Here is a 25,148-nt window from a genome sequence, read left to right as displayed (position 1 = left end):
ATGGCCTGAAGACACAAATCTGCTGCTATCGGGTGATCCCAATTGACATCTTAAGCTAAGGATTCCTGTAGTATGACCCTTTCCCCTTATAGTCGCGTTACTGAAGCCCTGGCGTTTGATGATGTGCTACTTGTTCCCTGCGCATCAGATGTCGTCCCAGGCCAGACTTCTGTGCGGACACGCCTCACACGCTCTATCGAGCTGAATATTCCTCTGATCTCCGCTGCTATGGATACCGTTACCGAAAGCCAGATGGCGATTGCGATGGCACAGCAGGGCGGTCTGGGTGTTATTCATAAAAACCTGACACCTGAAGAGCAGGCAGAGCACGTTCGTCGTGTTAAACGCTTTGAATCAGGCATGGTTGTTAACCCTGTTACAGTCGGACCAGAACAGACACTGGCCGAAGTTCAGGCCATTATGCAGCATCATGGCATTAGTGGTTTGCCTGTGATTGAACCTGACACGCAGAAGCTGATTGGTATTCTGACCAATCGTGATGTGCGTTTTGCAACTGACCCGACCTCACGGGTTGATACGCTTATGACCCGCGACAACCTGGTCGTGGTGCGTGAAGGCGTTGATGCAGACACAGCACGCCACCTGCTGCATAAACACCGCATTGAAAAACTGCTGGTTGTTGATGAGCAGAACCGCTGCATCGGTATCATCACTGTTAAAGATATGGATAAAGCTGTTGCTTATCCGCTGGCGATCAAAGACAGCATGGGGCGCCTGCGTTGTGCAGCAGCCACCGGCGTTGGTGATGATGGCTTTGACAGAGCAAAACGCCTGGTTGAAGCCGGGGTTGATGTTCTGGTCGTGGACACAGCTCATGGTCACTCAGCCGGTGTGCTGCGTGCAGTTGAGCGCCTGAAATCATATGATCAGAATATTCAGATTATTGCAGGTAACGTTGCAACACCAGAGGCCGCGCTTGCACTGATCGAAGCAGGGGCAGACTGCATTAAAATCGGCATTGGCCCGGGTTCAATCTGCACCACCCGTATTGTTGCAGGTGTTGGTGTGCCTCAGTTCTCTGCTGTTCTTGAAACTTCAATCGCATGTCATGAAAAAGATACGCCTGCAATTGCTGATGGCGGTGTTCGTACGTCAGGCGATATTGTTAAAGCCATTGGTGCTGGTGCTGATGTTGTGATGGTTGGCTCATTGCTGGCTGGCACAGAAGAAGCTCCTGGTGAAGAGTTCCTGTATCAGGGGCGCTCTTACAAATCATATCGCGGCATGGGCAGCCTTGGTGCCATGGCCCGCGGGTCAGCGGATCGCTACTTCCAGCAGGAAGTCAGAGATGCCCTGAAACTTGTGCCTGAAGGCATTGAAGGTCGCGTACCTTACAAAGGTGCTATGGCCGCTGTTGTGCATCAGCTTGTTGGTGGCCTTAAAGCTGGTATGGGCTATACAGGCTCACACGAGATTAAAAACCTTCAGGAAAAAGCACGCTTCCGTCGCATTACAGGCGCAGGCCTGCGTGAAAGTCACGTGCATGATGTTTCCATCACACGTGAGGCTCCTAACTACCAGCGGGACTGATCTGAACCTATGACACCATCTGCGCGTCTCGCAGCCTCTGTTGATCTTTTATCTGAGATTAAAACGCTCTCACGTAAACCGGCCGATGCCATCGCCAGCGATTTTTTTCGTGAACGGCGTTATATCGGAGGCGGAGATCGACGGGCCGTCTCATCTCTCGTATGGGATGTGATGCGCAGCTGGTATCGTCTGAGCTGGCATTTGTCTCTGGCAGGGGCTGAGCCAACGCCACGCCTGCTGGCAGGGGCTTGCCTGCTTTTTCAGGGCACCACTCTGAAAGAACTGACAGAACAGTTCGCCGACGGGCGCTTTTGTGCCGGTGCATTATCTCTGTCAGAACGTAATGTTCTGACACGTCTGAAAACCGGTGCGCTGGTAACTGAGACCATGCCGCTGTCTGTGCGGTGTGAAATACCTGACTGGCTGCTGCCTGAGCTGCAGCAAACATTTGGGGAAACACTGGAGCAGGAACTTACCGCTCTTTCAGAGACAGCCTCTCTCGACATGCGGGTGAATATTTTACGTACCACGCGTGAAGAGGCTCAGTCAGCACTCAGGCAGGAAGGTTTTCTGACAACCCCGACACCATTATCTCCCTGGGGTTTACGGTTTAAAGGGCGTGTTTCAGTTACATCGACAGCGCCGTTTAAAGATGGCCGTATAGAAATACAGGATGAGGGCAGCCAGCTGGTTGCCGCTGCTCTTGACCCGGCGCCAGAGATGCGCGTTCTCGATTATTGTGCCGGTGCAGGTGGCAAAACGCTTGCTCTTGCCATGATGATGCAAAACAAAGGACATATCGCCGCCTGTGATGTATCTGAAAAAAGGCTGACCGGTGCGGTGAAGCGCCTCAGAAGAGCAGGGGTACATAATGTTGAACGCCACCTGCTGGTAAGTGGTGACAAATGGACGAAACGCAGGGCGGGATCTTTCGACCGTGTTCTTGTCGATGCACCATGTAGCGGAACAGGCACGTGGCGTCGCAACCCTGATGCTCGGCTGCGTCTGACGCAGGTGGATATTGATGAGCTGCTAGAAAAACAGGCAGCCATTCTCGATAAAGCTGCAGCTCTTGTTAAACCTGGCGGCAGAATGGTTTATGCGACCTGTTCTATTTTATCAGCTGAAAACACCGGTCAGATTGAATCTTTCCTGGCGCGTCACGCTGATTTCAGACTCATCGCTCCGCAAAGCAGTTCTCTGCCTCACGCGTTGCGTGATTGTGATATGATTTCATTAACACCATACCGTGATGGTACAGATGGGTTTTTCGCAGCTACTCTTAAGAGAAAAGAGTAATTGTAATATTACAACAAAACACCAGCACTATAAAAACCATTATTTGTTTATGATTTAAATAAAAAATATTATATAAATTTTGTTATTTACCGAAGCCCTCTTGCAGAGGGCTTTTTTTGTTTTGTTGGCAAAAATAAGAAGCATCAGTTAATATATCTTTATATAGGCTTAAAAAGCAGAGCTGTGTTTAAGACAGGTGGCCATGACTGAAAGTGTACTACTTTTCATTTTTTTTGTTCTGGGCGGCAGTATGCTCGCACAATGGACAGCCTGGCGTTTTCGGTTGCCTGCTATTGTATTGCTCTTTTCACTGGGGCTTGTCTCCGGGCCGGGTCTGGAAATTTTACATCCGACAAAGATGATTGGTCCGGCTTTCCATTCCCTTGTCTCTCTCGCCGTTGCGCTTATTGTTTTTGAAGGTGGCCTGGCGCTTGATTTTCGTCAGCTCAAACAATCAGGTGAAGGTGTTATTCGGCTGACGTTATTTGCACTGCCGATCAATCTTATTCTGGGTAGTGCTGCCGCGCATTATATTGGCGCTATGAGCTGGGGGGCGGCGTTTCTCTTCGGTGCAATTATTGTTGTGACTGGCCCGACAGTTGTTTTACCGCTTCTCAGACAGGCTAAGCTACACCCCCGTGTCGCAGCTTTCTTGCGGTGGGAAGCTATTATTAATGACCCCGTTGGCGCTATTCTGGCAACTCTGGTGCTTGAAGTGCTTCTGATGCGACCAGGGGAGGGATCAGGCACTTTTTTTGGTTTTATCCTTCCTCATATGATTCTCAGTGCGGGATTAATGATCCTGCTCGGGTTTGGTGCGGCGTGGGGCATGCGCTGGCTCTGGGTGCGGGACATGATGCCTGAAATCCTCAAAATTCCGGTGTTAATTACCAGTGCGCTGGTTTTATTTGTTCTTGGCACCCTGGCGATGGACGGTGCAGGCCTTATGGCCTCAACCGTATTTGGCATGGCGCTGGTTAATCTGCGCATTCCAGGCTTTGCTGAAATTCAGCGCATGAAAGAAGCGCTGGTTGTACTGATTGTCTCTATTCTCTTTGTTTTACTGACTGCTGATCTTCAGCGCGCTGAGCTGGCACATCTTTCTATATCAATTGGTTTGCTGACACTTGCTGTTTTATTTCTGGTCAGACCGCTTGGCATATTGCTGGCAACTATTCGTTCAGACCTGACGTGGCCTGAGCGTATTTTTGTTGGCTGGATTGCCCCTCGCGGTATCGTAGCAGCTGCTGTTGCCGGTATTGCTGGCCTGCGCCTGCAGGATGCAGGCTACCCTGGGGCCGGGCAGGTTATGCCAGCTGTCTTTGCAATTATCGCCTCCACTATGATTTTACATGGTTTTTCACTTATGCCGCTGGGGCGGCGCCTGAAACTTACACTGTCTAACGAACCGGCTCTTGCTATCGTTGGGGCCAATACCTGGTCGACACACCTGGCCGCTACATTACATAAAGCAAATGTGCCCGTACTTCTTGTTGACAGCTCTGAAAAAAAACTAATGCGGGCCAGGCATGAGAAAATTCCGGTACTTCAGACTGAAGTACTTTCGGAAGAAGGCGCTGAAAGTCTGGAAGAGCGACCTGCTGATTATCTTATCTGCGCAACGCCGGATAATATCTATAATGGCCTTGTCTGTGCTCATCTGGCGCCGCACTTTGGTCACCAAAGGGTTTTCCAGGTCAGCCCCGGCATTGCGCGCCTCGACCAGTATAGCGGGCTAAGCCGGGATGCCCGAGGTAAAGTTTTTGGCGACCCTTCATGGAACTTCACACTGCTTGAAACACTTATCAGTGAAGGCTGGCACTTCATGGAGCTTATTGTCACGACTGAAAACAAACATACTGTTTTTCACGAGAATAATAATCTTCTACCCTTTCTGGTCATACAGAAAGGCGTTGCGATAAGTGTTCTTTCTGCTGAAGATGATATCCGCCCCTCGCTTGAGAATGGATATAGTGTCATCGCTCTTGTGCCGCCCGAGTTTTCTGAGGCTGAACTTATAACCGGCGGATCACATTACGTAGGAGCATAAAACATTTTTTTGAAGATACCACACTCTGGTAACACCTTTTTTTACCAGCCAGATATGGTATTCGCTCTTGGTTAAAGAGGAAAATCATGAGATGGTTCTGCCAGACCGGAAAGGCTCGGATCGTCCTTTAAAAATTAAGAGCCGACATAAAGGGTATCAATACTTATGACAGGTGCACGTCCCATACTGATCGTTGATGATGACCAGGTACTTCGGCAAACTCTTGTTGAGCAACTACAGATTGATGGTGAGTTTTCAGTAACAGAAGCGGTCTCCCTGGCTGATGCGCGCACTAAACTGGAAGCGCCTGACAGTCGGTATGATTCCATTCTGCTTGACGTCACACTACCAGATGGCGATGGCCGAGATTTCTGCGCAGAGCTGCGTAGCAGCGGTGTGCGTGTACCCATTATCATGCTCACCGGCTCAGATGATGAAGCGGATATTGTTCGCGGTCTTGATGCCGGTGCCAATGACTATGTTGCCAAGCCATTCCGTATTGCAGAACTTCTGGCGCGCCTGCGTGCGCAGCTAAGACTTTTTGAAAATAGTGAAGATGCTGTTTTCTCGATCGGGCCGTATACATTTCGCCCGTCGGTTAAGCTCCTTCAGGAAACGACAAAAAATAAGCGTATCCGCCTGACTGAAAAAGAAACGGCTATTCTTAAATTTTTATATCGTGCCGGTACACGCCCTGTTCCACGCCAGGTTTTGCTCAATGAGGTGTGGGGTTATAATGCAGCCGTGACGACACATACGCTTGAAACCCACATTTATCGCCTGAGACAAAAAATCGAACCCGATCCGGCTAATGCATCTTTGCTGATTACAGAAGGTGGCGGGTACAGACTTTATCCTGAAACGGGCCCTCAGTCTTCCTGAGCCAGCTCTTTTAAAAGGACCTTCTGATAATTTCAGAAGGTCCTTTTTTTATCACAAAACGAGCTTAATTATTTTCAAGCTCTTCCTTTTTCAGTTCAAGAGCAAGCCACTCTTCTTCAATCCCCGAGAGAAGGGTTTCTACCGCCTCCAGATCAGCTGAGTATTTCTGAAACTGTGTCGGGTTTCTGGCATATAAATCGACATCATCAAGCTTATTTTTCAGAGCTTCTTTCTTTTGCTCAAGCTTGGCCATCTCCTGAGGTAACTGAGATAATCTGAACTGATCTTTATAATTAAGCTTTTTTGCTGCCTGTTTAGGTGCTGCTGCAGAAGTCTGAGGCAGAGTGGCCGCTGCCGGCGCAGAAGATGCTGGCTGACTACTGGCTCGCATCTGCGAGAGCATACTGCTGTACCCTCCGACATATTCGGTCCAGTTTCCATCGCCTTCTGTTGTCAGTACAGACGTTGCAACACGATCAATAAAATCACGATCATGGCTGATAAGCAGAACAGTACCCGGGTATGATGCGAGCATATCCTGCAATAAATCCAGTGTTTCCAGGTCGAGATCGTTTGTTGGCTCGTCAAGCACAAGAAAATTTGACGGCTGAGATAAAATACAGGCCAGCATCAACCGTCCGCGCTCACCGCCGGAGAGGGCACTGACCGGAGTACGAGCCTGCTCGGGGCGAAACAGAAACTCCTTCATATAACCAATTACATGACGTTTTTCCGAGCCTACCTGTATCATCTCTCCACCACCGGTCAGGGTGTCTGAGAGTGTTTTTTCAGGATCAAGCATTTCGCGCTTCTGATCAAGGGACGCCATAGAAAGGGAAGGCCCCAGAACAATTGTTCCGGAATCAGGCTGGTCTTCACCGATTAACATGCGAAGGAGCGTTGTTTTACCAGCACCATTTGCACCAATAATAGCTAACCTGTCACCACGGAGAATGCGCAGGTCGAGATTATTTACAATGGTACGATCACCCCAGCTTTTGCTGATATTTTCTGCAACGGCGACAAGTTTGCTTGATGTTCCGGCCGATAATGTATCCAGCGTTAATTTACCGGGCACTTTAATGGCTTCACTTCGTTTTTTCCGCAGATCAGCCAGCTCAGCCACACGTCTGACATTTCTTTTGCGGCGTGCCGTAACACCATAGCGCATCCAGTCTTCTTCACGCTCAATCTGCCTGTCGAGCTTGTGAGCGTCACGGCTTTCCTGCTCAAGAAACTCTTCACGCCATTCTTCAAAACGATCGAAGCCCTGATCAAGCCTGCGGGTTTCACCGCGGTCAAGCCAGACAACAGACCGGGAGAGTGTGGAGAGCAGGCGATGGTCATGGCTGATAATGACGATCGCACAATTTAAACTCATCAGCTCTTTTTCGAGCCAGCCAATAGTGGGCAGATCAAGATGGTTCGTCGGCTCATCAAGCAGAAGAATATCAGGGGAGGCAGCAAGAACACCAGCAATAGCGCAACGCCGGACCTCTCCGCCTGAAAGATGAGCCGTCTCTTTGTCTCCGCTAAGGTTAACAGCATCAAGGAGCGCTGCCGCACGCCACAAATCTGTCGGGTCGCTGATACGTGACTGAACATAGTCCAGCGCTGTTTTGTGCCCTGAAAGGTCAGGTTCCTGAGGCAGGTACTGTAATGTTGCGCCAGGCTGCAGAAATACAGAGCCTGAATCGGGTAAAAGCTGACTGGCAGCTATTTTAAGAAGCGTTGATTTTCCGCTTCCGTTACGTCCGATGAGGCATATCCGCTCACCGGGAGTAACTGCCAGATTTGCGCCATTAAGAAGAGGGCGCCCTCCCAGAGTAAAAGAAATATCCTGCAAATGGAGGATTGGTGCTGGTCCCATGAACGTCTTCTATATCCGTTAAAGCATCATCGATGTGTCTGTCAGGCAAGCATACCGACATTCTTCAGACATGAAGAGGGGTAAAGTCGCTTACAGCCGGATATGTTGCCATGACACAGGCTAAAGGTTCAAACAGCCTGGTCATAATGAAGCTGTGTTCTGTTTTTCTCTGATCAGCGTCACAGCACCGTCATATCATAAAAAAATCTTTGTCAGCCTGACACACAATTTAAATAGGATAAGGCAAATAAAATCATCTTTCTTCATCCGGATGAGTCGCGTTAACTAATTTTAATTGAAGAATTTTTTAGCGTTTTTTCTGCTGTGTAAAGCATCACACCGTAACGCATAGCTGCAAAAATTTTATGAAGCTGTTGCTTTGGTAGCATATCCGTATAATGGCTTGCGTTATGAGCAACGAAAAAGCAGCAATACGCCAGTGGACGAAGGCACAGTCACGTCTTGGGCGCCAGGCAGCAAGGCCTGTTATTCTTCTCTCACTGATCTCCTCTCTTCTGGGGGTAGGGCTGGCCTGGTGTGTTGCCACTCTTCTGGGCTATGCTCTTATGGCACTAACCCAGGGGCCGGTTAATGCATCTCCCGTGCCTTATCTGGCTGGTTTTGTTATACTGTCAGTTCTGAGAGGGCTGTGTATGGCCAGGGGCGAGGTTGCCGCAGCCAAAGCCGGCTTTGCGGCCAGAAAGCGCCTGCGGGAAGAAGCTCTCGCTGCTATTTTATCTGAAGGCCCGGCTCTGCTGCGTCAGACTCACAGCGGTGTGCTTGCGACCACTGTGATTGACCGGGTTGAAGCCCTGAACGGCTTCTTTTCACGCTGGCTTCCTGCTTCCGTGCTCTGGATAGCCGCACCCTGCCTTATACTTATACCGGTTTATTGTATTCAGCCACAGGCGGCGCTCATCCTTGGGCTGTGCGGCCTGACCGTACCCTTTGCACAGGCTCTTTTTGGCATTGGCGCTGCTGTTGCATCACGTAAGCAGTTTCTGGCTATGGTGCGTCTGCAGGCTCGCTTTCTTGACCGGATTAAAGGCATTGCAACGATTGTTCTGGCAGGGCGGGCTGAAGACGAAACTCAACGCATCGGCGCAGCTGCGGAAGAACTGCGTGTAAGAACGATGAAAGTTTTGCGGGTCGCTTTCCTTTCATCAGCTTCGATCGATTGCGCCATGGTTGTGGCTTTTATAGTATTAACGCTTATCACTGCTCATACAGCTCTCACTTTACATGCACAGGGTATGGAAAGTGCTTTGCAGATCACCCTAATTCACGGGTTATTTGCGCTGCTGGTCACGCCTGAATTTTTTGCCCCTCTGCGCTCTCTGGCTCTGGCTTACCAGGACCGCGCACATGCACAAAGTGCTGCGGCAGCTATGATGGATATCAGTACGATACAAAAAGAATTTTCTTCTGACGTAGATAGTCTTACCGAAAGCCATAATGTCTCGATATGTTTTGACAATGTCAGTTTTACATGGGATCCGGCACGTGGAACTACGCTGAAAAATATATCTTTTTCTGTCAACCCGGGTGAAACCCTGGTTCTGTCAGGTGCCTCGGGAGCGGGAAAATCGACTATTGTTGAGCTTTTGCTGGGCTTTATTTACCCCGATAGCGGCACAGTTCTGTTCAATAATATACCAACAGAAACCTGCCCCCCGGAAAAGCTCTCTCACATCATTTCTGCAATCGGGCAAAGGCCTGTCTTATTTGCAGGTACATTGCGTGAAAATATCCTGTTCGCATCACCAGACGCTAACGAGGCCGCATTAGCTGCAGCCATTCAGGCCGCTGCTGTCGATACATTTTTACCTCAGCTGCCAGACGGGCTGGAAACATATATAGGTGAGGGTGGTTTTGGTCTTTCTGGCGGGCAGGCGCAGCGTATTGCTATTGCCCGGGCTTACCTGAAAAATGCTCCTGTTTTACTGCTTGATGAACCTACAGCTCATCTCGACCCGCTAACAGAGCAGGATGTGTTTGAAAGCCTGAAAATACTGGCTAAAGGCAAAACAGTTATTCTTGCCACTCACTCAGCAGCGGCCATGAGCTTTGAAGGGAAACATATTCACCTCAGGGATGGTATGACTGATGATCAGAAAGGAAGCCGTGCAGATGGCTAAACATAAACCCCATGACATGCACCTTTCTTCCTGGCAGGCTATAAAATACATCCTCAATCTCTGGTCAGACCAGGCACCACGGCTCATTTTTGGTGTTTTTCTTGCTCTTGCCGCTCTGTGCTGCTGGCTTGTTCTGGTTCAGTTTTCAGGACTGCGACTGGCAGGGGTCGTGACCGGGAGCATAGTTGTCAGTACAGCACTTTTACGTATGAGTGGTATCGGGCGTATCCTCTTCCGGTATGCTGAGCGCTTATTTGCACATGATGCAATGTTTCGTGTGCTGGCTCAGCTGCGTGTATGGTTTTTCAGGTCTCTGGCTGATGGTGCCGCAGCAGGACTGGGCTTCAAACGGGCAGGGGACATGCTCTCCCGGCTTGTGTCAGATATCGGCACTCTGGACGGCCTTTACCTGCAGATTATTTTACCCTTTTTCTGTGCCTGTCTGACATTTTCCGCGCTCATTCTTATCATTTGCAAACAAAATTTTCTGCTGGGCAGCCTAATTAGCCTTCTCTTTTTTGTTGCAGCTTTCCTTATTCCCTACAGTGTCGCGAAACTTGGGCAGAAAGGCGCGCAGAAACAGGCATCAAACCTTGCCGCCCTGCGTGTTAAGGTGCTCGACCTGACAGGTGGTTTAAGAGAAATTCGTACATTTAACGCAGAACAGCGAATTATGGCGGATATAAAAGAGACTGACGCAGTTTACTTAAACGGACAGTTCTCACTCATACGTCAGGCATCATTAGCCAGTATGTCTGTGTTTTTCTGTGGTCAGTCAGCTATTTTTCTTATTCTGCTCGCACTTTCCGGCCTTGTCTTTTTTCATATCCAGCCACTTCCTGGCGTTGTCTGCCTCTTTCTGACCGTAGCTGCTTTTGAAAGTATCAGTGCGTTAACCAGAGCGGGGCTTCAGGCCGGCGCCATGGGAGCTTCAGCACAGCGTGTTGTCGAAATCGCAGTTGCCCGGCCGGTACAACGGCCTGCACTTCCGCTCGTGCCCGCTCCTGTTAATCCTTCAGTGTACATAAACAACCTGAAATTTCGCTGGGCAGAGGACCGGCCCTATATTTTCAATAAATTAAACTTAACGCTCTCTGCTGGTTCTTACACTGTCCTCCTTGGGCCTTCAGGTATTGGCAAATCAAGCCTTGCAGCCCTGCTTTTAAAGGCGGCAACACCAGAATCAGGAACTCTCAGTCTCGATGACATTCCTTTTTCTGCTATCGACACAGATTCTCTGCGCCGGCAGATCGCCTGGCTGTCACAGGCAACGCATATTTTTGATGATACCATTCGCGCTAATCTGCTACTGGGTCGCCCCGAAGCAACAGAGGATGAGTTGTGGACCGCACTTGAAGAGGCATCCGTAGCTGACGTTGTTCACAGCTTACCTGAAGGGCTTGATACCTGGCTGGGTGAGGGCGGGATGAAACTTTCAGGCGGGCAGGGACGCCGTATAGCGCTCGCACGAACGCTGCTGACAAAGGCACCAATCCTGATTCTGGATGAACCCACAACCGGGCTGGATGCGCAGACAGAGCAAAGCTTTCTGATGACGCTGAATACCCTGGCTGCCAATCACACAATCCTCCTGGTCACTCACAGGCTGACTGGTGTTGAAACGCCAGACCAGATATGGCGTCTTTCAAAGGGGCAGGCTGTTCAGGAAAAAAATTAATAGTCTCAGTAATAAAAGCAATGTCATAATGATGATTGTGCTTATGGCATTAATGAGGCAAGGTTGCGCATTAGTTGATTTAGATTTCCTTTAAAGAGGATTAACTTAATGCGTCGCCTGTTTATTGCACTGGGACTATCTTTGCTTGCCGGGTGCGCAAGCAAGCCTCCTCGTAAATATGTTGTGTTTTTTAGTAACAACTCAGTTGAACTTGACAGCGCTGCTCAGAATGTCGTTTCTGAAGCGGCATCGCTGGCCAGACAAAATCCTTCAGGCATTGTCAAAGTCGAAGGATATGCCGGTGTCGGCAATGATTTGTCAGCAGATTCACTTCTCGCTATTCAGCGTGCCAAGCTTGTCAGGCAGCAGATTATAGACGATGGCGTTGATGCACAACGCGTTGTGCAGATGCCACGCCCCCCTTCAAACACAGAAGCATCAGCCGTAGGTGCACGCCGTGTTGAGATTGAGTTATCTGCTAAATAACGGATGATATCCCGGCATGTCATGACCTGGTCATGCATATGGCTTCCGGTAACTGGCAGAATCGGTTTTGTAATACGTCGCCAGAAACAGTTCTGAAGACTGTTTTTGGCCGCGACTCTTTTCGTGGCTTACAGGCCCAGGCGATTGCCTGCCTGATGGAAGGCCATAATCTCCTCCTCCTAATGCCGACAGGAGGAGGGAAGAGCCTGTGTTACCAAATTCCGGCTTTGTGCCGACGTGGTATGGGGCTTGTTATTTCACCCCTCACAGCCCTGATGGACGATCAGGCTGCCAGCCTTAATCATCTGGGCATTCGGGCTGTTGCTCTTCATTCAGGCCTGACAGAAGATGATTTGGCAACCGCTCAGGAAGAAATTGTCTCTGGCCGCATAGATATTCTTTACCTTTCGCCAGAAAAGCTGCTTGCTCCGCGCACTCTGTCCTGGTTGCGTCAGTGCCATCTTTCCATCATTGCCATAGATGAAGCACACTGCATTTCATCCTGGGGGCATGAATTCAGGCCTGACTATCGACGCCTGTCTTTACTGCAGGAATATTTTCCTGATGTGCCACGTATTGCGCTTACAGCCACGGCTGATCATAAAACCTGTGATGATATTCGTAATATACTGGCTATACCTAAAAAATTTACTTTAAGATCAATATGTTACCGAGGTAATATTGACCTTAAAATTATAAATGAAAAAATTCATACATCTCAGCTGATATCTGTTTTATCTGATTTTAAAAATATGACAGGCATTATTTACTGTAAAAATCGTGCCCGTACTGCGCGCATTGCACATGACCTGAAACTGAAAAACTTACCGGCTCTGGCCTATCATGCCGGTTTATCTCCTCTTGAAAAGCGTGTGGCTCTTTTACGTTTTCGTTCAGGAGAGGCCTTAATTATTGTCGCGACAATTGCCTTTGGTATGGGGATAGACCGACCAGATATCAGATTTATTATTCATCTCGATATGCCGCCCTCTCCTGAAGCTTATTATCAGCAGACAGGTCGGGCAGGGCGCGATGGAAAAAAAGCTTCAGCTCTGCTGTTTTATAAGAAAAATGATATAAAACATGCGGCTTACGGTATTCAGATATCGCGTTTGTCAGAAAACGAAAAAAATAAGGCGATGTACCGTCTGGCCGCAATGCAGAAGATAGCTGAGACATCATCATGTCGTACACAAACGCTTCTGCATTATTTGGGAGAGGATTTTCCTCACCCTTGCGGACATTGTGATAACTGCACGTTTTTGAAAAAAATTTACCATAAAATCAAAAGGTTGATGCATTTCTCTATTTATAGTGTCAGCGCAGATGATTTCACATCAGACCTGTTAACTGACAATGAACCTTTTTTTGAGATACTCCGGCAATGGCGCGCAGATGAAGCCAGAGAGCAGGAGGTTCCGGCTCATGTTATTTTTTCTGACCACGAATTACGCCTCATAGTATCCGCCGCGCCGCGATCACTAACTGAATTAAAACAGATCAGGGGAGTAGAGCCATCGCGACTTTCACGATATGGAAGAGCCTTAACTGCTCTTATTACATCGGATAAAATGGCCTGATGTCGAAGTCACTACAAAGACAAAAGCACATTCTGAAACTGGTTCAAAAGCGAGGCTACGTTACCAACGAAGACCTCGCGACTGAGCTTAATGTAACGGTGCAGACTGTCAGACGTGATGTTAATTTCATGGCGACAGAAAACCTGATTAACAGGCACCATGGCGGTGCGGCGGCACTGTCACCCCTGGAGAACATCGATTATGCCGAGCGTCAGATTCTTAACTTCAAAGAAAAAGACCTTATCGGCAAAAAAGCCGCTCAGCTTATACCTGACGGATCCTCTCTCTTTATAAATATCGGCACAACAACCGAGGCTTTTGCCCGGGCCTTACGCCATCATAAATCTTTAAAAATTATCACTAATAATATTCATGTCGCTTCTCTTCTGACACCGGCTCCTGCATGTAGCCTGACAATTACAGGTGGCGTAGTGCGCCTCAGAGATGGCGGTATTATTGGCCCGGCAGCCACACATATGATTGAACAGTACCGGGCTGATTTTGGTGTCATCGGTATTAGCGGGATAGATGAAGATGGCACCCTGCTTGATTTCGATGCCGAGGAAATCAATGTCGCTCAGGCTATCATTCGCAATGCCCGGACCGTGATCTTACTGGCGGACCACACAAAATTAAAACGGCGGCCCATGGCGCGTGTTGGTCATCTTGCTGATATTGATGTACTTTATACAGACCTGCCTTTGCCAGACCACCTTAACACCATAGCCACTCAGGCCAATGTTTCGGTTCATACAACGCAGGATAAAGCGTCTTCTGAAAAGAAAAAATGAAAATAAATTATTCTTTCTTTCATCATAAGCGAAAAATTGCCTTTTTTATATTTTCGTATACGAATATACAGATGAGGAAGATACTTTAATTTTGGAACTGGATAGAAAAATGGCAAAGTCATCAACGTCCACCTCTGGCCCTTACGATGTCCTGATCATCGGAGGCGGCGTTAACGGAGCAGGGATTGCGCGCGATGCGGCCGGACGCGGCGCGTCAGTCCTGATGGTCGAGCAGGATGATCTTGCCAGCTACACATCTTCTGCTAGTACCAAACTTATTCACGGTGGCCTCCGCTACCTTGAATATTATGAATTTCGCCTGGTCAGAGAAGCTCTGACAGAACGTGAACGCCTTTTAAAAATCGCGCCGCATATCATCTGGCCGATGCATTTTGTTCTCCCGCATTCCAAGACTGATCGTCCGGCATGGATGCTGCGGGCCGGACTGTTTTTGTATGACCATCTGGCCTCTAACATGACGCTGCCAAAGTCGCGGGCGGTTAACTTCAGCACACATTCGACCGGCGTGCCTCTTAAGGGCGATTTCAAAAAAGGTTTTATCTATTCAGATGGCTGGGTACAGGACAGCCGCCTCGTTGTTCTTAATGCCATGGATGCAGCAGAACGTGGTGCTGATATTCGTACACGGACACGCCTGATTAATGCAAAACGTGTTAACGGCCTGTGGGAAGCCGAGCTTGAAGACCGTACAACCGGAGAGAATTATACAGTGCAGGCCCGGGGTATGGTCAATGCTGCGGGGCCATGGGTTGCTCGTTTGCTGTCTGACACGCTTAAACTTCCAAACTCAAAATCGGTCCGTCTGGTTAAAGGCAGCCATATTGTCGTACCACGCCTGTTTGACGGGCCTCAGGCATATATCTTCCAGAACCCTGACAAGCGTATTGTTTTTGCCATTCCCTACGAGCAAAAATTTACTCTTATCGGTACGACGGATGAAGCCTGGAAAGAAGATCCTGGTAAAGTTGATATCTCGCCTGAAGAAGTCAGCTATCTGTGCAGCAGCGTTAACCGTTACTTTAAGAAAAACATTAAAGAACAGGATGTTGTATGGACTTATGCAGGTCTGAGACCTCTTTATGATGATGCCTCAGCCAATGCATCTGCTGTAACCCGCGACTATGTTCTTGACCTTGATACACGCGACAACGCACCACTGCTTTCTATTTTTGGTGGTAAGATTACGACATACCGCAAACTTGCTGAGCATGCTCTTGAGAAACTGGCTCCGGTTCTGCCAGCTGTTGCTGGGCGCTCATGGACTGCTGAAAAAGCTCTGCCAGGCGGAGATATCGGTGAGGGCGGTTTTACTGCCGCACTTGAGCGACTGACACGGGCTGCGCCGTGGCTGCCTGAAAGCCTGGCCTGGAGGCTGATGCGTAATTATGGCAGCCGTGCCTATGAAATCATTGGCGATGCATCGTCTCTTGATGATATGGGTGAATTGCTGGGCGGAGACCTGACCTCGCGTGAAGTCGATTACCTGATTGAACGCGAATGGGCACGCTCAGATGAAGATGTTCTGTGGAGACGCAGTAAACTGGGGCTCCATCTGAACCAGGCTGAAAGGCAAAAAGTAGCGGCTTATGTCGCAGCCCGTAAGGCCTGACACAACAAACCTCTATGAATTTGCCTGATAAAAATAAAATTAACGGGGCGAAAGATGATTAGTAAGAGAAAGGCCTTCTTAGGCGAGCTGATAGCTGAGTGCATTGCTGTTTTCATTATCATCATATTCGGTGATTCTGTTGCTGCAATGTACACACTTTATGACCCCAGTCCTTACAAACAGGCCTACTGGGGGGTGTGTATCGTCTGGGGGCTTGGGGTAACGATTGCTATTTATGTAACAGGGGCAGTGTCCGGCACCCACGCCAACCCTGCTGTTACCCTGGCTCTGGCTATTTTTCGTAATTTTTCATGGAAAAAAGTTTTACCCTACTGGCTGGCGCAGGTTGCCGGTGGTTTTCTTGGCGCCGCTGTTGTCTATACTTTGTTCTCGCCGGTTATTGATCATTATGCCGTTGCGCATTCTCTTGACCGGCTACACGATGGGGTTGCGTCCGGGGTCTTCTTCACCCACCCCGGGGACTTTGTATCGCCACTGCATGCCTTTGCAGATGAAATTATTCTCACAGCAATGCTTGTTATGGGGATATTTGCCATTACCTGCGAGTACAACACCCAGGCACCACAAGCTAATTCAAGCGCCTTAATAGTCGGGCTTCTTGTTGCCGCCATTGGTGCATGCGCCGGCTACCTTGAGGCCTGGGCCATTAATCCTGCTCGTGATTTTGGCCCGCGTCTGTTTTGTTTTCTCGCAGGATGGGGCAACACAGCCATACCCGGCCCGTTAAATTACTGGTGGGTACCTATAGCCGGCCCTCTGGCCGGCGGTGTTCTGGGTGCCGGGTTTTATCAGTTTCTCATCAGACCTTTTATGCCTTCAGCCAAAAGATCTGCCTGAATACTACATCTGAATTTCAAATTAGTAAAAAAGGATTGTGTTTCATGAGTAAGCAGGATTGCGTTCTCGCTATCGACCAGGGAACAACCTCAACACGCAGTATTATTTTTGATAAAAATGCTGTGGAGCTGGCCGGTGCACGTAAAGAATTTCCTCAGCTTTACCCACGGTCCAGCTGGGTTGAACACAATCCTGAAGACATCTGGAGTGATGTTCTGGCTACATCACAGGAAGCTCTTGAAAAAATTGGCGGTGCAGACCGCATCGCCGCTATAGGGATCACAAACCAGCGTGAGACCATTGTTGTCTGGGACCGTGCCACAGGTAAGCCCATTTATAACGCTATCGTCTGGCAGGATCGACGTACAGCGCAGCTTTGTCAGAAACTGCGGGAAGAAGGATATGAAACCGTAGTACGTGAGCGCACAGGCCTGCTGCTCGATCCTTATTTTTCAGCAACAAAACTGGCCTGGCTGCTTGATAATGTGAATGACGCACGCACCAGAGCAGAAAAAGGTGAGCTTGCATTTGGCACTATAGATTCCTTCATTCTGTGGCGCCTGACTGGTGGCAAGGTACATGCGACTGACATCACCAATGCGTCACGCACTCTGCTGTTTAATATTCATACGCAGGAATGGGATGAGGAGCTGCTCAGAAAATTCCGTATTCCCGCTGCAATCCTGCCTGAAGTAAAAGATAACAGTACTATTTTTGGTGAAACCATTCCGTCACTCTACGGCCGGGCTATTCCTGTTGCCGGCATGGCGGGAGATCAGCAGGCAGCCCTGGTGGGGCAGACCTGCCTGTCTCCCGGCATGGCAAAAGCAACTTATGGCACCGGATGTTTTGTGCTGCTGAATACCGGAGAAAAGCCGGTTTCATCAAAAAACCGTATGCTCACAACAATCGGTTATCGCGTAAACAATAAAACAACCTATGCGCTGGAAGGTTCAATTTTCGTTGCCGGTGCCGCTATTAAATGGCTTCGTGACGGTCTTAACCTGATCACTCATGCTTCACAGACTGATGATATGGCCACGCGTATCCCTCACAGTCACGGCGTATATATGGTGCCAGGCTTTGTCGGGCTTGGTGCACCTCACTGGGATCCTGACGCCCGTGGCCTTATCTGTGGCCTGACGCTTGATGCCACAGCCGCTCATATTGCGCGGGCAGCTCTCGAATCTGTAGCTTACCAGACACTGGACCTGATTTCTGCCATGACCCAGGATGGTGCCGGGACAACAGAGACGCTTCGTATTGACGGAGGCATGGCAGCTAATGACTGGTTCTGCCAGTTCCTCGCCGATATGCTTCAGGTTAAGGTTGAAAAACCCAAAAACATTGAAACAACAGCCTTAGGCGCAGGTTTTCTTGCCGGGCTTGCTACCGGCGTATGGAGCACACCGAAGGATCTGATAGCTGAATGGCAAAGTGGCTCACAATTTCAGCCTCAGATGTCTAACGAGCAGCGTTCGAGCATGGTTGCCGGCTGGCATCAGGCAATACGCCGCACGCTCACACAAAATTAATAGCGGCATTATATCAGGGGGCAGTGCAGAGCCCCCTGTGATGTAAGCTGCTTTACTGCGAAGCCGCTGACTTTGCGACCGGAGCAACGATTGTTTTAGAAGAACCGCCAAGAAACGAAAATGTTAGTGAGATATTCTGCGCGCTGAGAAATTTCTCTGGCATATCAAGACAAACCAGATGATATCCTCCCACGGGGAATACAAGGCTGCTATGCGCTGGTAATGAAAGATTGTGGAACAGGTTGATCGTTCCTGGTGTGCTTTCCTGATCAGAATGATGACCGATAAGACGCGCACAGGCAGGCGAAGTAACATTGGTAACCAGGTGAGCGGCATCCCCGGTATTCTGAATAGTAAAATAAATCACACCGGCTGGTGGGTTACCAACAAGTGCAAAGCTGGCGTCTTTTATCAGAATATCCTTCTGAGCATCTTCCTGCCCAGGTAAATTTTCTAAGCTTTGTGCAGCAGCTGCTACTCCCGGCCAGACAAGCATGCAACATACGATAAAAGTTTTTTTGTTTAAAAAAAATTGCTTCATCGATTTTCCCAGTATTTTTAATGTGCCACATGTGCAGGTCTGTAATTTTGTCTGGCGCGCAGCCTGACGCTGCTATGCTATATGAGCAGACACTTGTTATAGTTTCTAAATTAAATAATGAAGGTATGCAATGCGTTGTCCTTTTTGCGGTAACCCGGATAGCCAGGTAAAAGACAGTCGTCCGAATGAAGAGATATCCGCTATTCGGCGGCGCAGGTCCTGCTTATCCTGTGGGCAACGATTTACAACTGTCGAACGCGTACAGCTGCGTGAGCTTGTCGTTATCAAAGCTGATGGACAAAGAGCACCTTTTGAGCGCGAGAAACTTGCACGCTCCATCCGCATTGCTTTGCGTAAACGACCTGTTCCTGATAGTAGAATCGAGCAAATTGTTACCGGAATTGTCGGCCGGCTGGAAGCCTCGGGAGAAGGAGAAATTGATTCTGCTCTGATCGGCAGCATGGCCATGGACGTGCTTCGCGATGTCGATACTGTTGGCTACGTACGCTTTGCCAGCGTGTATCGTGACTTCACCGAAGCGAAGGATTTTTCGGAAATTTTAACGTCAATGGACAAAATTTCTGCTGATTTTAAGGAAAAGGACTAGACCTTGGCGCATAAAGACGCCATCAAACCGTCCTCTTTACTCTGGTGAGATAGACATGGCCGTGCAAACACATACCCCTCAAAGACCCCGGACTGCGGCCCGGCTGGCGGCCGTTCAGGCTCTTTTTCAGATTGACCAGAACGCTGACTTCGCTGACGAGGTAATTCAGCAGTTCATTATATATCGCTTCAATGCAGAACAGGCGCAGCTCTCATACGAAGAGGGATGTGTACCATCACCTGATGTTCAGCTGTTTGATTCTGTTGTTAAAAAAGCTCTTCTTCATCGGGGGAGAATAACAGAACTTCTCAAAGAGACGCTTCCTGAAACATGGCCTGTTGAACGGCTTGATCCGGTTCTTCGCGCTCTTTTCATGGCTTCTATGGGTGAGCTGCTTGAAAACTCAATACCTGCACCTGTCCTGATTAACGAGTATATGGACATCGCCCACGGGTTTTTCTCAGGGGATGAACCAAAACTGGTCAATGGTGTACTTGATACCATCACGACAAAGCTTCAGGCCGATACAAAGGGTCATAACGCTGACTGACCTCCCTCAGGAATTCTCTTTTATACGCAGGCATTTCTCAAAGCTTGCAGGCCCTGCGGCATTAAATTTACGTGATGACGCTGCTGTTTACACGCCTCCCCGGGGGCGTGAGCTTGTTATTGCCGCTGATGCGATGGTGGAGCAGGTACATTTTCTGCCCTCTGACCCGCCCGGGACGATAGGACGTAAGCTGTTACGGTGTAACCTTTCAGATCTGGCGGCTATGGGAGCCAGACCTGAAGGATGGCTGCTAACAATAGCCAGGCCGCCGGGTGTTACTGAAGAATGGTTTGCAGCCTTTAGTGACGGCCTGCTGCAGGATCAGAAAATTTTTAATATTGCGCTCATGGGAGGGGATACAACCTCGACCAGGGGGCCTCTCGTTCTGTCTCTGACCATCATAGGGTCGGTATTGCCGGGCCAGGCTATTAAACGGCTTGGCGCCAGGGCAGGGGATGGGCTGTGGGTCACAGGTACCATAGGCGACGGTGCTCTGGGTCTGCGCGCCCTTCAGGGGGATATTCCTGATCCGTCAGGTTATCTTGCGCAACGCTACCATCTGCCACAACCACGCGTTGGTGCTGCACTTTACAGGCTTGCATCAGCAGCTATGGACATCTCTGATGGCCTGCTGCAGGACGCCGGACATCTTGCGCGTGAAAATCATCTTGGTGTTACGATTGAAGCAACATCTGTACCAATGTCAGAAGCCGCGCAGAAATGTGGTGAGACATGGTTAAAAACCTGCCTGACAGGTGGAGATGACTACGAAATTCTTTTCAGCGTTTCTCCAGAGCAGGAAAAAAGACTGGCAAAGAACCCGGTTGTGAACACCGCAACAGGACCGGTTACGGTAACCCGCATCGGACATTTTCATAATACATTTTCAGGGGCAAAAATTATCGGGAAAAACGGAGAAGCATTAAACTTCTCCTCTCCCGGCTGGAGCCATTTTTAAAAAATATCAGGCTGTTTTAAGCCATTTTTCATACATTCTGTGCGTTTTATATGGTGTGGGAACGATACGTTCGATCAGATTGCGAATACCGTCATTCGTTTCAAGAACCCACCCAAGTTCGATCGTACGGTAAGGCAGAACTCTGCCGCGCTGTATCAGCTCATCAATAAGCAATGCAGGGACAATTGCGCCAAGGGCCGTACCTGAGAGTTTCTTTTTAACCCCAAGTAAAATAACCCTGGCCGATGAAAAATCGTGCGTTGCTATACGAAATGCCAGCTTAGCCCAGCCAGCGGCCGAGGGAGCACCATTCAGGTCGCCTGAAACGTCATAAACATTAGGCACGACTAATGCGATCGCTACAGGTTCTTTATTCAGTTCAATAAGGACGTATTGCTCAGGCTTTAAAACCGGTTTCAGCGTTTTCAGCAAAAAATTGGTTTCTTCTGTGGTCATGGGCACATTCCCCCATGTACCTGCCCAGGCATCGTTATAAAGATCCTGCAAAATAGCTGCGTCTTCAACAAGCTTATCCTGACGCAATCCGCGGACGGTAATGTCACCCAGACGCTCACGCAGCCCCTGAGGAATACGGTTAGCCTGCTCAGCAGCGGGAGAAAGAGGCATGGAATAAGAAAAAAGATCCATCGCTTTTGTAAAGCCGGCTTTTTGAACTGCCTGATCAAGCATTTCAGGGTGCCAGGCCGTACCAACCATGGGAGGTTCAAGCTGCCCCTCAACCATCACACCAGATTCACCATTGCTGTTAAGCGTCCATGGCCCCCTGATCACATCAATATCGAACTGACGTAACCAGGTCTCTGCCGCTGCCATCAGCGGCTCGACACACTCTGGCGTTGTCGTATCAAGAGCACCGAAAAAACCAATTGATGGACCAGGCTGTGCAAGCGCAAGAAAATCAATCTGCGCAGCAATACGCCCTATTGGTTCTCCGTTGCGCCACGCAATAAAATACTGTGCCTTGCCATGCTGAAAGAAGGGAGACTGCGCCGGAGAGAGCATAGCTCTCGCTTCCATTTCGAGCTGAGGCACAAAGCCGGGAAGACCTGTGTAAAGAAGGCGGGGCATACGGATAAACAAAGCGAGCTGGCGTGCTCCCGACACGGGAGATATAATAATTTCATCGGTTGTAGTCATCGGCGCTCTGTACACTCCCACCTTAAGTCACCTTACGGATAGCAGACTGGTGCACCATTCTGATAAAATGTGAAAGAGAAAAGAGGTAAAAACGTGTCAACTAATCGGCCGGAACCAAAATCTATTTTAATTACAGGCGCTACCGGTGGCATTGGTGGTGAGCTGGCAAAGCGCTATGCCAGACCGGGACGAACCCTCATTTTGTGGGGCAGGGATGAAGAAAAGCTGCGAAAAATTTCAGCAGTCTGCGGCGGGCGTGGCGCAAAAATTATCTCTCGTCAGATCGACCTGGCAAAGGGGCAGGATGCACTCTCAGCTTTCTATGAAGATGATGCCATAGCTCAGTGCGATATGGTTATTCTCGGGGCAGGTCTTTCTGACATTAAAACACCGAAAGATTTAACAGAGGACCCTCAAAAGGTGCTGCAGCTCGCTCTGGTGAACTATACAGCGCCCGTTACTCTGGCTACAGCTGCGGCCCGACGTATGATTCCCCGCAAAGGAGGGAGGGTGGTGCTAATTGGCTCAGTCTCCGCTTACTATGAACTGCCTTTTTCGGCCGCCTATAGCAGCTCTAAAGCCGGCCTGGCTTCTTTCGCCAGTGCTGCCCGACTTGGATGGGAAGAAGAAGGTATAAAAGTCATTCATATCGCTCCGGGCTTTGTCGATACACAGATGAGCCAGAGACTAAAGGGCAGCCTGCCGTTTCTGGTATCAGTCGAAAATGCCGCGAAACGTATTATGAAAGCCATTCACCACAATGAAGAAGAATGCATCTTCCCCTGGCAATTTCGGATACTCCGTGTCGCTGAACGCCTTGTGCCTCAGTTTTTACGTAAACGCATCCTTAAGTCGATCAGGGCTGACCAGGAATAAAGGGCTGAATACTACACTGGCTGGCGGGGGCAAACTATGCTCCTCGTCTGGCGGCCATTTTAAGTCGGAGCAACAAACTATAAAAGATTGTTCCTGACTTTATAATTTTTTATGAAATATCGCTGGAGGTCCGGGAGGGAATCGAACCCCCGTACGCGGATTTGCAGTCCGCTACATAGCCACTCTGCCACCGGACCGATGACGTGCCTGCCTTATCTCCTGACTTCCCCTTCAGGTCAAGAGTTGTTATTATAAAAAAATCGAAATTTTCATACACAGGCTGCAGCATAATAAAAAAGAAATCCTGAAAGACTCTTTTCTTGGTGTTTTTCTTTTTTACTATCCTGATAAGCCGCAAACTATAGAAAAAATTCTCTTTGCTCATACCCGGGGAATGTTCTATCACGTTCTGATCCTGCATGGGGGGAGATTAATGAAGCGTATTTGTGGAATGGGGCTCGCTGCGGCGTTGTGCAGCACGACTGCGTGGGCACAGAAGTATGATGGCAGTGGCTCCCCCGAATTTGTTCCTCATACCCTTCAGGAGGCCCTTGCCTCAGCCTATCTGACTAACCCGACACTTCAGGCCGCCCGGGCTCAGCTGAGAGCTACTGATGAGCAGGTCCCTACAGCTCTGGCCGGCTGGCGGCCGGTAGTTACAGGCAATGTCGGGCTGAGTTACTATAAAGGCCTCAATGACTATAACGGCACAGGCGCTGAGGGGGGATATCGACGTAAGTATGATACCCCTGGTTATACTGCTGGCGTTACAATAACCCAGAACATCTATACCGGCGGCAAAACAACTGCAGCCACTCATCAGGCTGTTAATAATGTTATGGCTGCGCGGGCCAACCTGATTTCGGCTGAGCAAAAAGTTTTTAAACAGGTTGTTTCAGCTTACGTCGGTGTTATTGAGCGCGAACAGCTTCTTCAGGTTAACATCAACAACGAACGTGTGTTGCAACAGCAGCTGCGTGCGACCAATGAGCGTTTTCATGTAGGGGAAATTACACGCACTGACGTAGCTCAGGCCGAATCTGCCTATGCCACAGCCAAGGCGACGCGTCAGCAGGCTGAAGGAACTCTTCAGACTGCGCAGGCGACTTACATGCAGATTGTCGGTATGGCGCCGCCACCTAATCTGGTGCCACCTCAGCCTCTCGTTCTGCCCGTTAAAGATGCTCAGACCGCAGCGAGCTTTGCAGTCCGCAATAACCCTGATGTTATTAATGCTCTTTTTACTGAAGCCGCACAGAAAGATGCAGTCTCTGTCGCAGTCGCTGCAATTTTACCGAAGGTATCGGCAACCGCAGCCTATCAGAAAAGCGTCAACCAGAGCCTTAACAACCAGATAAACGACAACAAATATGCCACTCTCAACTTTAATATTCCTGTTTATCAGGGAGGGTCAGAGTATGCTGGTGTAAGACAGGCGAAGCAGCAGCTGCAGTATACTCACCGGGAAGTGGACACTCAGCGGCGCGCCGCAGCACAGGATGCTGTTGCGAACTGGCAGACACTGGTTGCTACACAGGCTGCGATATCAAGCAACAGAGCGGCAATCAGAGCTGGTATCATTGCTCTTGATGGCGTCGAACGTCAGGCTATAGTTGGAACAAGCACCACACTTGAAGTGCTGCAGCAACAATCTACCCTGTTAAATGCGCAGGTTGCTCTGGTTCAGAGTTTAAGTTCGCTTGTCACGGCGTCTTATAATGTTGCCGCTGCAATAGGGCGCTTAACGGCTCTTGATCTCAACCTTAAAGTGCCGCTTTATAATGAAAAAGCCTACTACGAAGCAGTGAAAGATCGCCTGTGGGGAATCAATGACTACGCCCTTAATCAGCCAGGGCGGTAATCTCACAGACGTTGGCCAAAGGATTTGACCGTGACTTCATCTCCCTCCGATGAAACCAAGACGCCTATTGAAGATATTTTAGCTTCTATCAGAAATAAATTAAAAGAAGAGCGACCTGAATTTTTAGAGTCTCCCCTCTTACACACAGGGCTTTATGAAGATGAGGAAGATCTCGTCCTCACGCCAGAACTGACTGCGGAAAAAGAGGAAGAAGATCTCGTCCTCACGCCAGAACTGACTGCGGAAAAA

Annotated in this window: 21 protein-coding genes and 1 tRNA gene; 18 read left to right on the top strand and 4 right to left on the bottom strand. The window is 49.2% G+C overall.

Annotation, left to right across the window (positions count from 1 at the left end; translation table 11 throughout):
- Positions 1-72 precede the first annotated feature (72 nt).
- The 4 genes from guaB to HK11_RS12010 all read left to right on the top strand — a co-directional run bounded on the left by guaB (position 73) and on the right by HK11_RS12010 (position 5,782).
- Positions 73-1,551: an IMP dehydrogenase gene (guaB, locus tag HK11_RS12025; protein ID WP_086555540.1), complete on the top strand. Its 1,479-nt coding sequence runs from the start codon at positions 73-75 to the stop codon at positions 1,549-1,551.
- A gap of 9 nt (positions 1,552-1,560) precedes the next feature.
- The gene (locus HK11_RS12020; RefSeq protein WP_086555539.1) at positions 1,561-2,850 is read left to right on the top strand and encodes an RsmB/NOP family class I SAM-dependent RNA methyltransferase; all 1,290 of its coding nucleotides are present in this window, start codon (positions 1,561-1,563) and stop codon (positions 2,848-2,850) included.
- Between the two features lie 202 nt (positions 2,851-3,052).
- The gene (locus HK11_RS12015; protein WP_086555538.1) at positions 3,053-4,900 is read left to right on the top strand and encodes a sodium:proton antiporter; all 1,848 of its coding nucleotides are present in this window, start codon (positions 3,053-3,055) and stop codon (positions 4,898-4,900) included.
- A gap of 165 nt (positions 4,901-5,065) precedes the next feature.
- The gene (locus tag HK11_RS12010; protein ID WP_086555537.1) at positions 5,066-5,782 is read left to right on the top strand and encodes a response regulator transcription factor; all 717 of its coding nucleotides are present in this window, start codon (positions 5,066-5,068) and stop codon (positions 5,780-5,782) included.
- Between the two features lie 64 nt (positions 5,783-5,846).
- Here the strand turns inward: HK11_RS12010 and HK11_RS12005 are convergent, their stop codons facing one another.
- Positions 5,847-7,652, bottom strand: coding sequence for an ABC-F family ATP-binding cassette domain-containing protein (locus tag HK11_RS12005; RefSeq protein WP_086555536.1), 1,806 nt, complete (start codon positions 7,650-7,652; stop codon positions 5,847-5,849).
- Positions 7,653-8,062: 410 nt separating this feature from the next.
- On the opposite strand from HK11_RS12005, the gene cydD reads away from it, so the two are divergent.
- The 8 genes from cydD (at position 8,063) to glpK (ending at position 18,348) form a co-directional block, all read left to right on the top strand.
- Positions 8,063-9,790 carry a thiol reductant ABC exporter subunit CydD gene (gene cydD, locus HK11_RS12000; RefSeq protein WP_086555535.1) on the top strand — a complete coding sequence of 576 codons (1,728 nt, stop codon included), beginning with the start codon at positions 8,063-8,065 and terminating at the stop codon, positions 9,788-9,790.
- Positions 9,783-11,468, top strand: a complete 1,686-nt coding sequence (gene cydC, locus HK11_RS11995) for a thiol reductant ABC exporter subunit CydC (protein WP_086555534.1) — start codon at positions 9,783-9,785, stop codon at positions 11,466-11,468. The genes cydD and cydC overlap by 8 nt, the downstream gene beginning before the upstream one ends.
- A gap of 108 nt (positions 11,469-11,576) precedes the next feature.
- Positions 11,577-11,954: an OmpA family protein gene (locus tag HK11_RS11990; RefSeq protein ID WP_086555533.1), complete on the top strand. Its 378-nt coding sequence runs from the start codon at positions 11,577-11,579 to the stop codon at positions 11,952-11,954.
- A 32-nt stretch (positions 11,955-11,986) separates the two neighbouring features.
- The gene (locus HK11_RS11985; RefSeq protein WP_233133477.1) at positions 11,987-13,534 is read left to right on the top strand and encodes an ATP-dependent DNA helicase RecQ; all 1,548 of its coding nucleotides are present in this window, start codon (positions 11,987-11,989) and stop codon (positions 13,532-13,534) included.
- Positions 13,534-14,325: a DeoR/GlpR family DNA-binding transcription regulator gene (locus HK11_RS11980; RefSeq protein ID WP_086555532.1), complete on the top strand. Its 792-nt coding sequence runs from the start codon at positions 13,534-13,536 to the stop codon at positions 14,323-14,325. Before HK11_RS11985 ends, HK11_RS11980 begins: the two co-directional genes overlap by 1 nt.
- A gap of 109 nt (positions 14,326-14,434) precedes the next feature.
- On the top strand, positions 14,435-15,955 hold the full coding sequence (gene glpD, locus HK11_RS11975; protein ID WP_086555531.1) for a glycerol-3-phosphate dehydrogenase: 1,521 nt from the start codon (positions 14,435-14,437) through the stop codon (positions 15,953-15,955).
- A gap of 54 nt (positions 15,956-16,009) precedes the next feature.
- Positions 16,010-16,813 carry an MIP/aquaporin family protein gene (locus tag HK11_RS11970; protein WP_198943271.1) on the top strand — a complete coding sequence of 268 codons (804 nt, stop codon included), beginning with the start codon at positions 16,010-16,012 and terminating at the stop codon, positions 16,811-16,813.
- A 44-nt stretch (positions 16,814-16,857) separates the two neighbouring features.
- On the top strand, positions 16,858-18,348 hold the full coding sequence (gene glpK / locus HK11_RS11965; protein WP_086555530.1) for a glycerol kinase GlpK: 1,491 nt from the start codon (positions 16,858-16,860) through the stop codon (positions 18,346-18,348).
- Positions 18,349-18,400: 52 nt separating this feature from the next.
- On the opposite strand, the gene HK11_RS11960 is transcribed toward glpK, so the two are convergent.
- On the bottom strand, positions 18,401-18,889 hold the full coding sequence (locus tag HK11_RS11960) for a copper chaperone PCu(A)C (protein ID WP_086555529.1): 489 nt from the start codon (positions 18,887-18,889) through the stop codon (positions 18,401-18,403).
- A 130-nt stretch (positions 18,890-19,019) separates the two neighbouring features.
- Between HK11_RS11960 and nrdR the strand changes: the two genes are divergently transcribed.
- Genes nrdR through thiL form a run of 3 tightly spaced genes read left to right on the top strand, consistent with a single transcriptional unit; the run spans position 19,020 to position 21,004 of the window.
- Entirely contained in the window at positions 19,020-19,496 is a 477-nt protein-coding gene (nrdR, locus tag HK11_RS11955; RefSeq protein ID WP_086555528.1) for a transcriptional regulator NrdR, read from the top strand.
- A gap of 55 nt (positions 19,497-19,551) precedes the next feature.
- Positions 19,552-20,046 (top strand): transcription antitermination factor NusB, encoded by a 495-nt coding sequence (nusB, locus tag HK11_RS11950; RefSeq protein ID WP_086555527.1) that lies wholly within the window; start codon positions 19,552-19,554, stop codon positions 20,044-20,046.
- Positions 20,021-21,004 (top strand): thiamine-phosphate kinase, encoded by a 984-nt coding sequence (thiL, locus tag HK11_RS11945; RefSeq protein WP_369822963.1) that lies wholly within the window; start codon positions 20,021-20,023, stop codon positions 21,002-21,004. Before nusB ends, thiL begins: the two co-directional genes overlap by 26 nt.
- Positions 21,005-21,010: 6 nt before the next feature.
- Here thiL and HK11_RS11940 read toward each other — a convergent pair whose 3' ends face one another.
- Positions 21,011-22,162, bottom strand: coding sequence for a hypothetical protein (locus tag HK11_RS11940; RefSeq protein ID WP_086555525.1), 1,152 nt, complete (start codon positions 22,160-22,162; stop codon positions 21,011-21,013).
- 93 nt (positions 22,163-22,255) lie between these two features.
- Between HK11_RS11940 and HK11_RS11935 the strand changes: the two genes are divergently transcribed.
- Complete coding sequence (locus HK11_RS11935; protein WP_233133475.1) at positions 22,256-23,038, top strand: SDR family oxidoreductase; 783 nt, start codon at positions 22,256-22,258, stop codon at positions 23,036-23,038.
- 123 nt (positions 23,039-23,161) lie between these two features.
- Here HK11_RS11935 and HK11_RS11930 read toward each other — a convergent pair.
- A tRNA-Cys gene (locus HK11_RS11930) sits at positions 23,162-23,235 on the bottom strand.
- A 236-nt stretch (positions 23,236-23,471) separates the two neighbouring features.
- On the opposite strand from HK11_RS11930, the gene HK11_RS11925 reads away from it, so the two are divergent.
- A complete protein-coding gene (locus HK11_RS11925; RefSeq protein ID WP_086555523.1) occupies positions 23,472-24,899 on the top strand; it encodes a TolC family outer membrane protein in 1,428 nt (475 codons plus the stop codon).
- A gap of 30 nt (positions 24,900-24,929) precedes the next feature.
- Positions 24,930-25,148: hypothetical protein (locus HK11_RS11920; RefSeq protein WP_143216412.1), on the top strand; the 219-nt coding region annotated here is incomplete at its 3' end.

Origin of the sequence: Acetobacter sp. DmW_043, from assembly GCF_002153485.1 — a bacterium.
Classification (GTDB): domain Bacteria; phylum Pseudomonadota; class Alphaproteobacteria; order Acetobacterales; family Acetobacteraceae; genus Acetobacter; species Acetobacter thailandicus.
This window is presented reverse-complemented; position numbering and strand designations above follow the sequence as displayed.

Excerpts from the sequence above, each read along its gene's own strand:
- glpD (WP_086555531.1), top strand. The coding sequence starts at position 14,435 with ATGGCAAAGTCATCAACGTCCACCTCTGGCCCTTACGATGTCCTGATC.
- HK11_RS12015 (WP_086555538.1), top strand. The coding sequence starts at position 3,053 with ATGACTGAAAGTGTACTACTTTTCATTTTTTTTGTTCTGGGCGGCAGT.
- nusB (WP_086555527.1), top strand. The coding sequence starts at position 19,552 with ATGGCCGTGCAAACACATACCCCTCAAAGACCCCGGACTGCGGCCCGG.
- nrdR (WP_086555528.1), top strand. The coding sequence starts at position 19,020 with ATGCGTTGTCCTTTTTGCGGTAACCCGGATAGCCAGGTAAAAGACAGT.
- HK11_RS12020 (WP_086555539.1), top strand. The coding sequence starts at position 1,561 with ATGACACCATCTGCGCGTCTCGCAGCCTCTGTTGATCTTTTATCTGAG.
- HK11_RS11940 (WP_086555525.1), bottom strand. The coding sequence starts at position 22,162 with ATGACTACAACCGATGAAATTATTATATCTCCCGTGTCGGGAGCACGC.
- cydC (WP_086555534.1), top strand. The coding sequence starts at position 9,783 with ATGGCTAAACATAAACCCCATGACATGCACCTTTCTTCCTGGCAGGCT.
- guaB (WP_086555540.1), top strand. The coding sequence starts at position 73 with ATGACCCTTTCCCCTTATAGTCGCGTTACTGAAGCCCTGGCGTTTGAT.
- HK11_RS11985 (WP_233133477.1), top strand. The coding sequence starts at position 11,987 with ATGCATATGGCTTCCGGTAACTGGCAGAATCGGTTTTGTAATACGTCG.
- glpK (WP_086555530.1), top strand. The coding sequence starts at position 16,858 with ATGAGTAAGCAGGATTGCGTTCTCGCTATCGACCAGGGAACAACCTCA.
- HK11_RS11970 (WP_198943271.1), top strand. The coding sequence starts at position 16,010 with ATGATTAGTAAGAGAAAGGCCTTCTTAGGCGAGCTGATAGCTGAGTGC.
- HK11_RS11990 (WP_086555533.1), top strand. The coding sequence starts at position 11,577 with ATGCGTCGCCTGTTTATTGCACTGGGACTATCTTTGCTTGCCGGGTGC.
- HK11_RS12005 (WP_086555536.1), bottom strand. The coding sequence starts at position 7,652 with ATGGGACCAGCACCAATCCTCCATTTGCAGGATATTTCTTTTACTCTG.
- HK11_RS11980 (WP_086555532.1), top strand. The coding sequence starts at position 13,534 with ATGTCGAAGTCACTACAAAGACAAAAGCACATTCTGAAACTGGTTCAA.
- HK11_RS11960 (WP_086555529.1), bottom strand. The coding sequence starts at position 18,889 with ATGAAGCAATTTTTTTTAAACAAAAAAACTTTTATCGTATGTTGCATG.
- HK11_RS11925 (WP_086555523.1), top strand. The coding sequence starts at position 23,472 with ATGAAGCGTATTTGTGGAATGGGGCTCGCTGCGGCGTTGTGCAGCACG.
- HK11_RS12010 (WP_086555537.1), top strand. The coding sequence starts at position 5,066 with ATGACAGGTGCACGTCCCATACTGATCGTTGATGATGACCAGGTACTT.
- cydD (WP_086555535.1), top strand. The coding sequence starts at position 8,063 with ATGAGCAACGAAAAAGCAGCAATACGCCAGTGGACGAAGGCACAGTCA.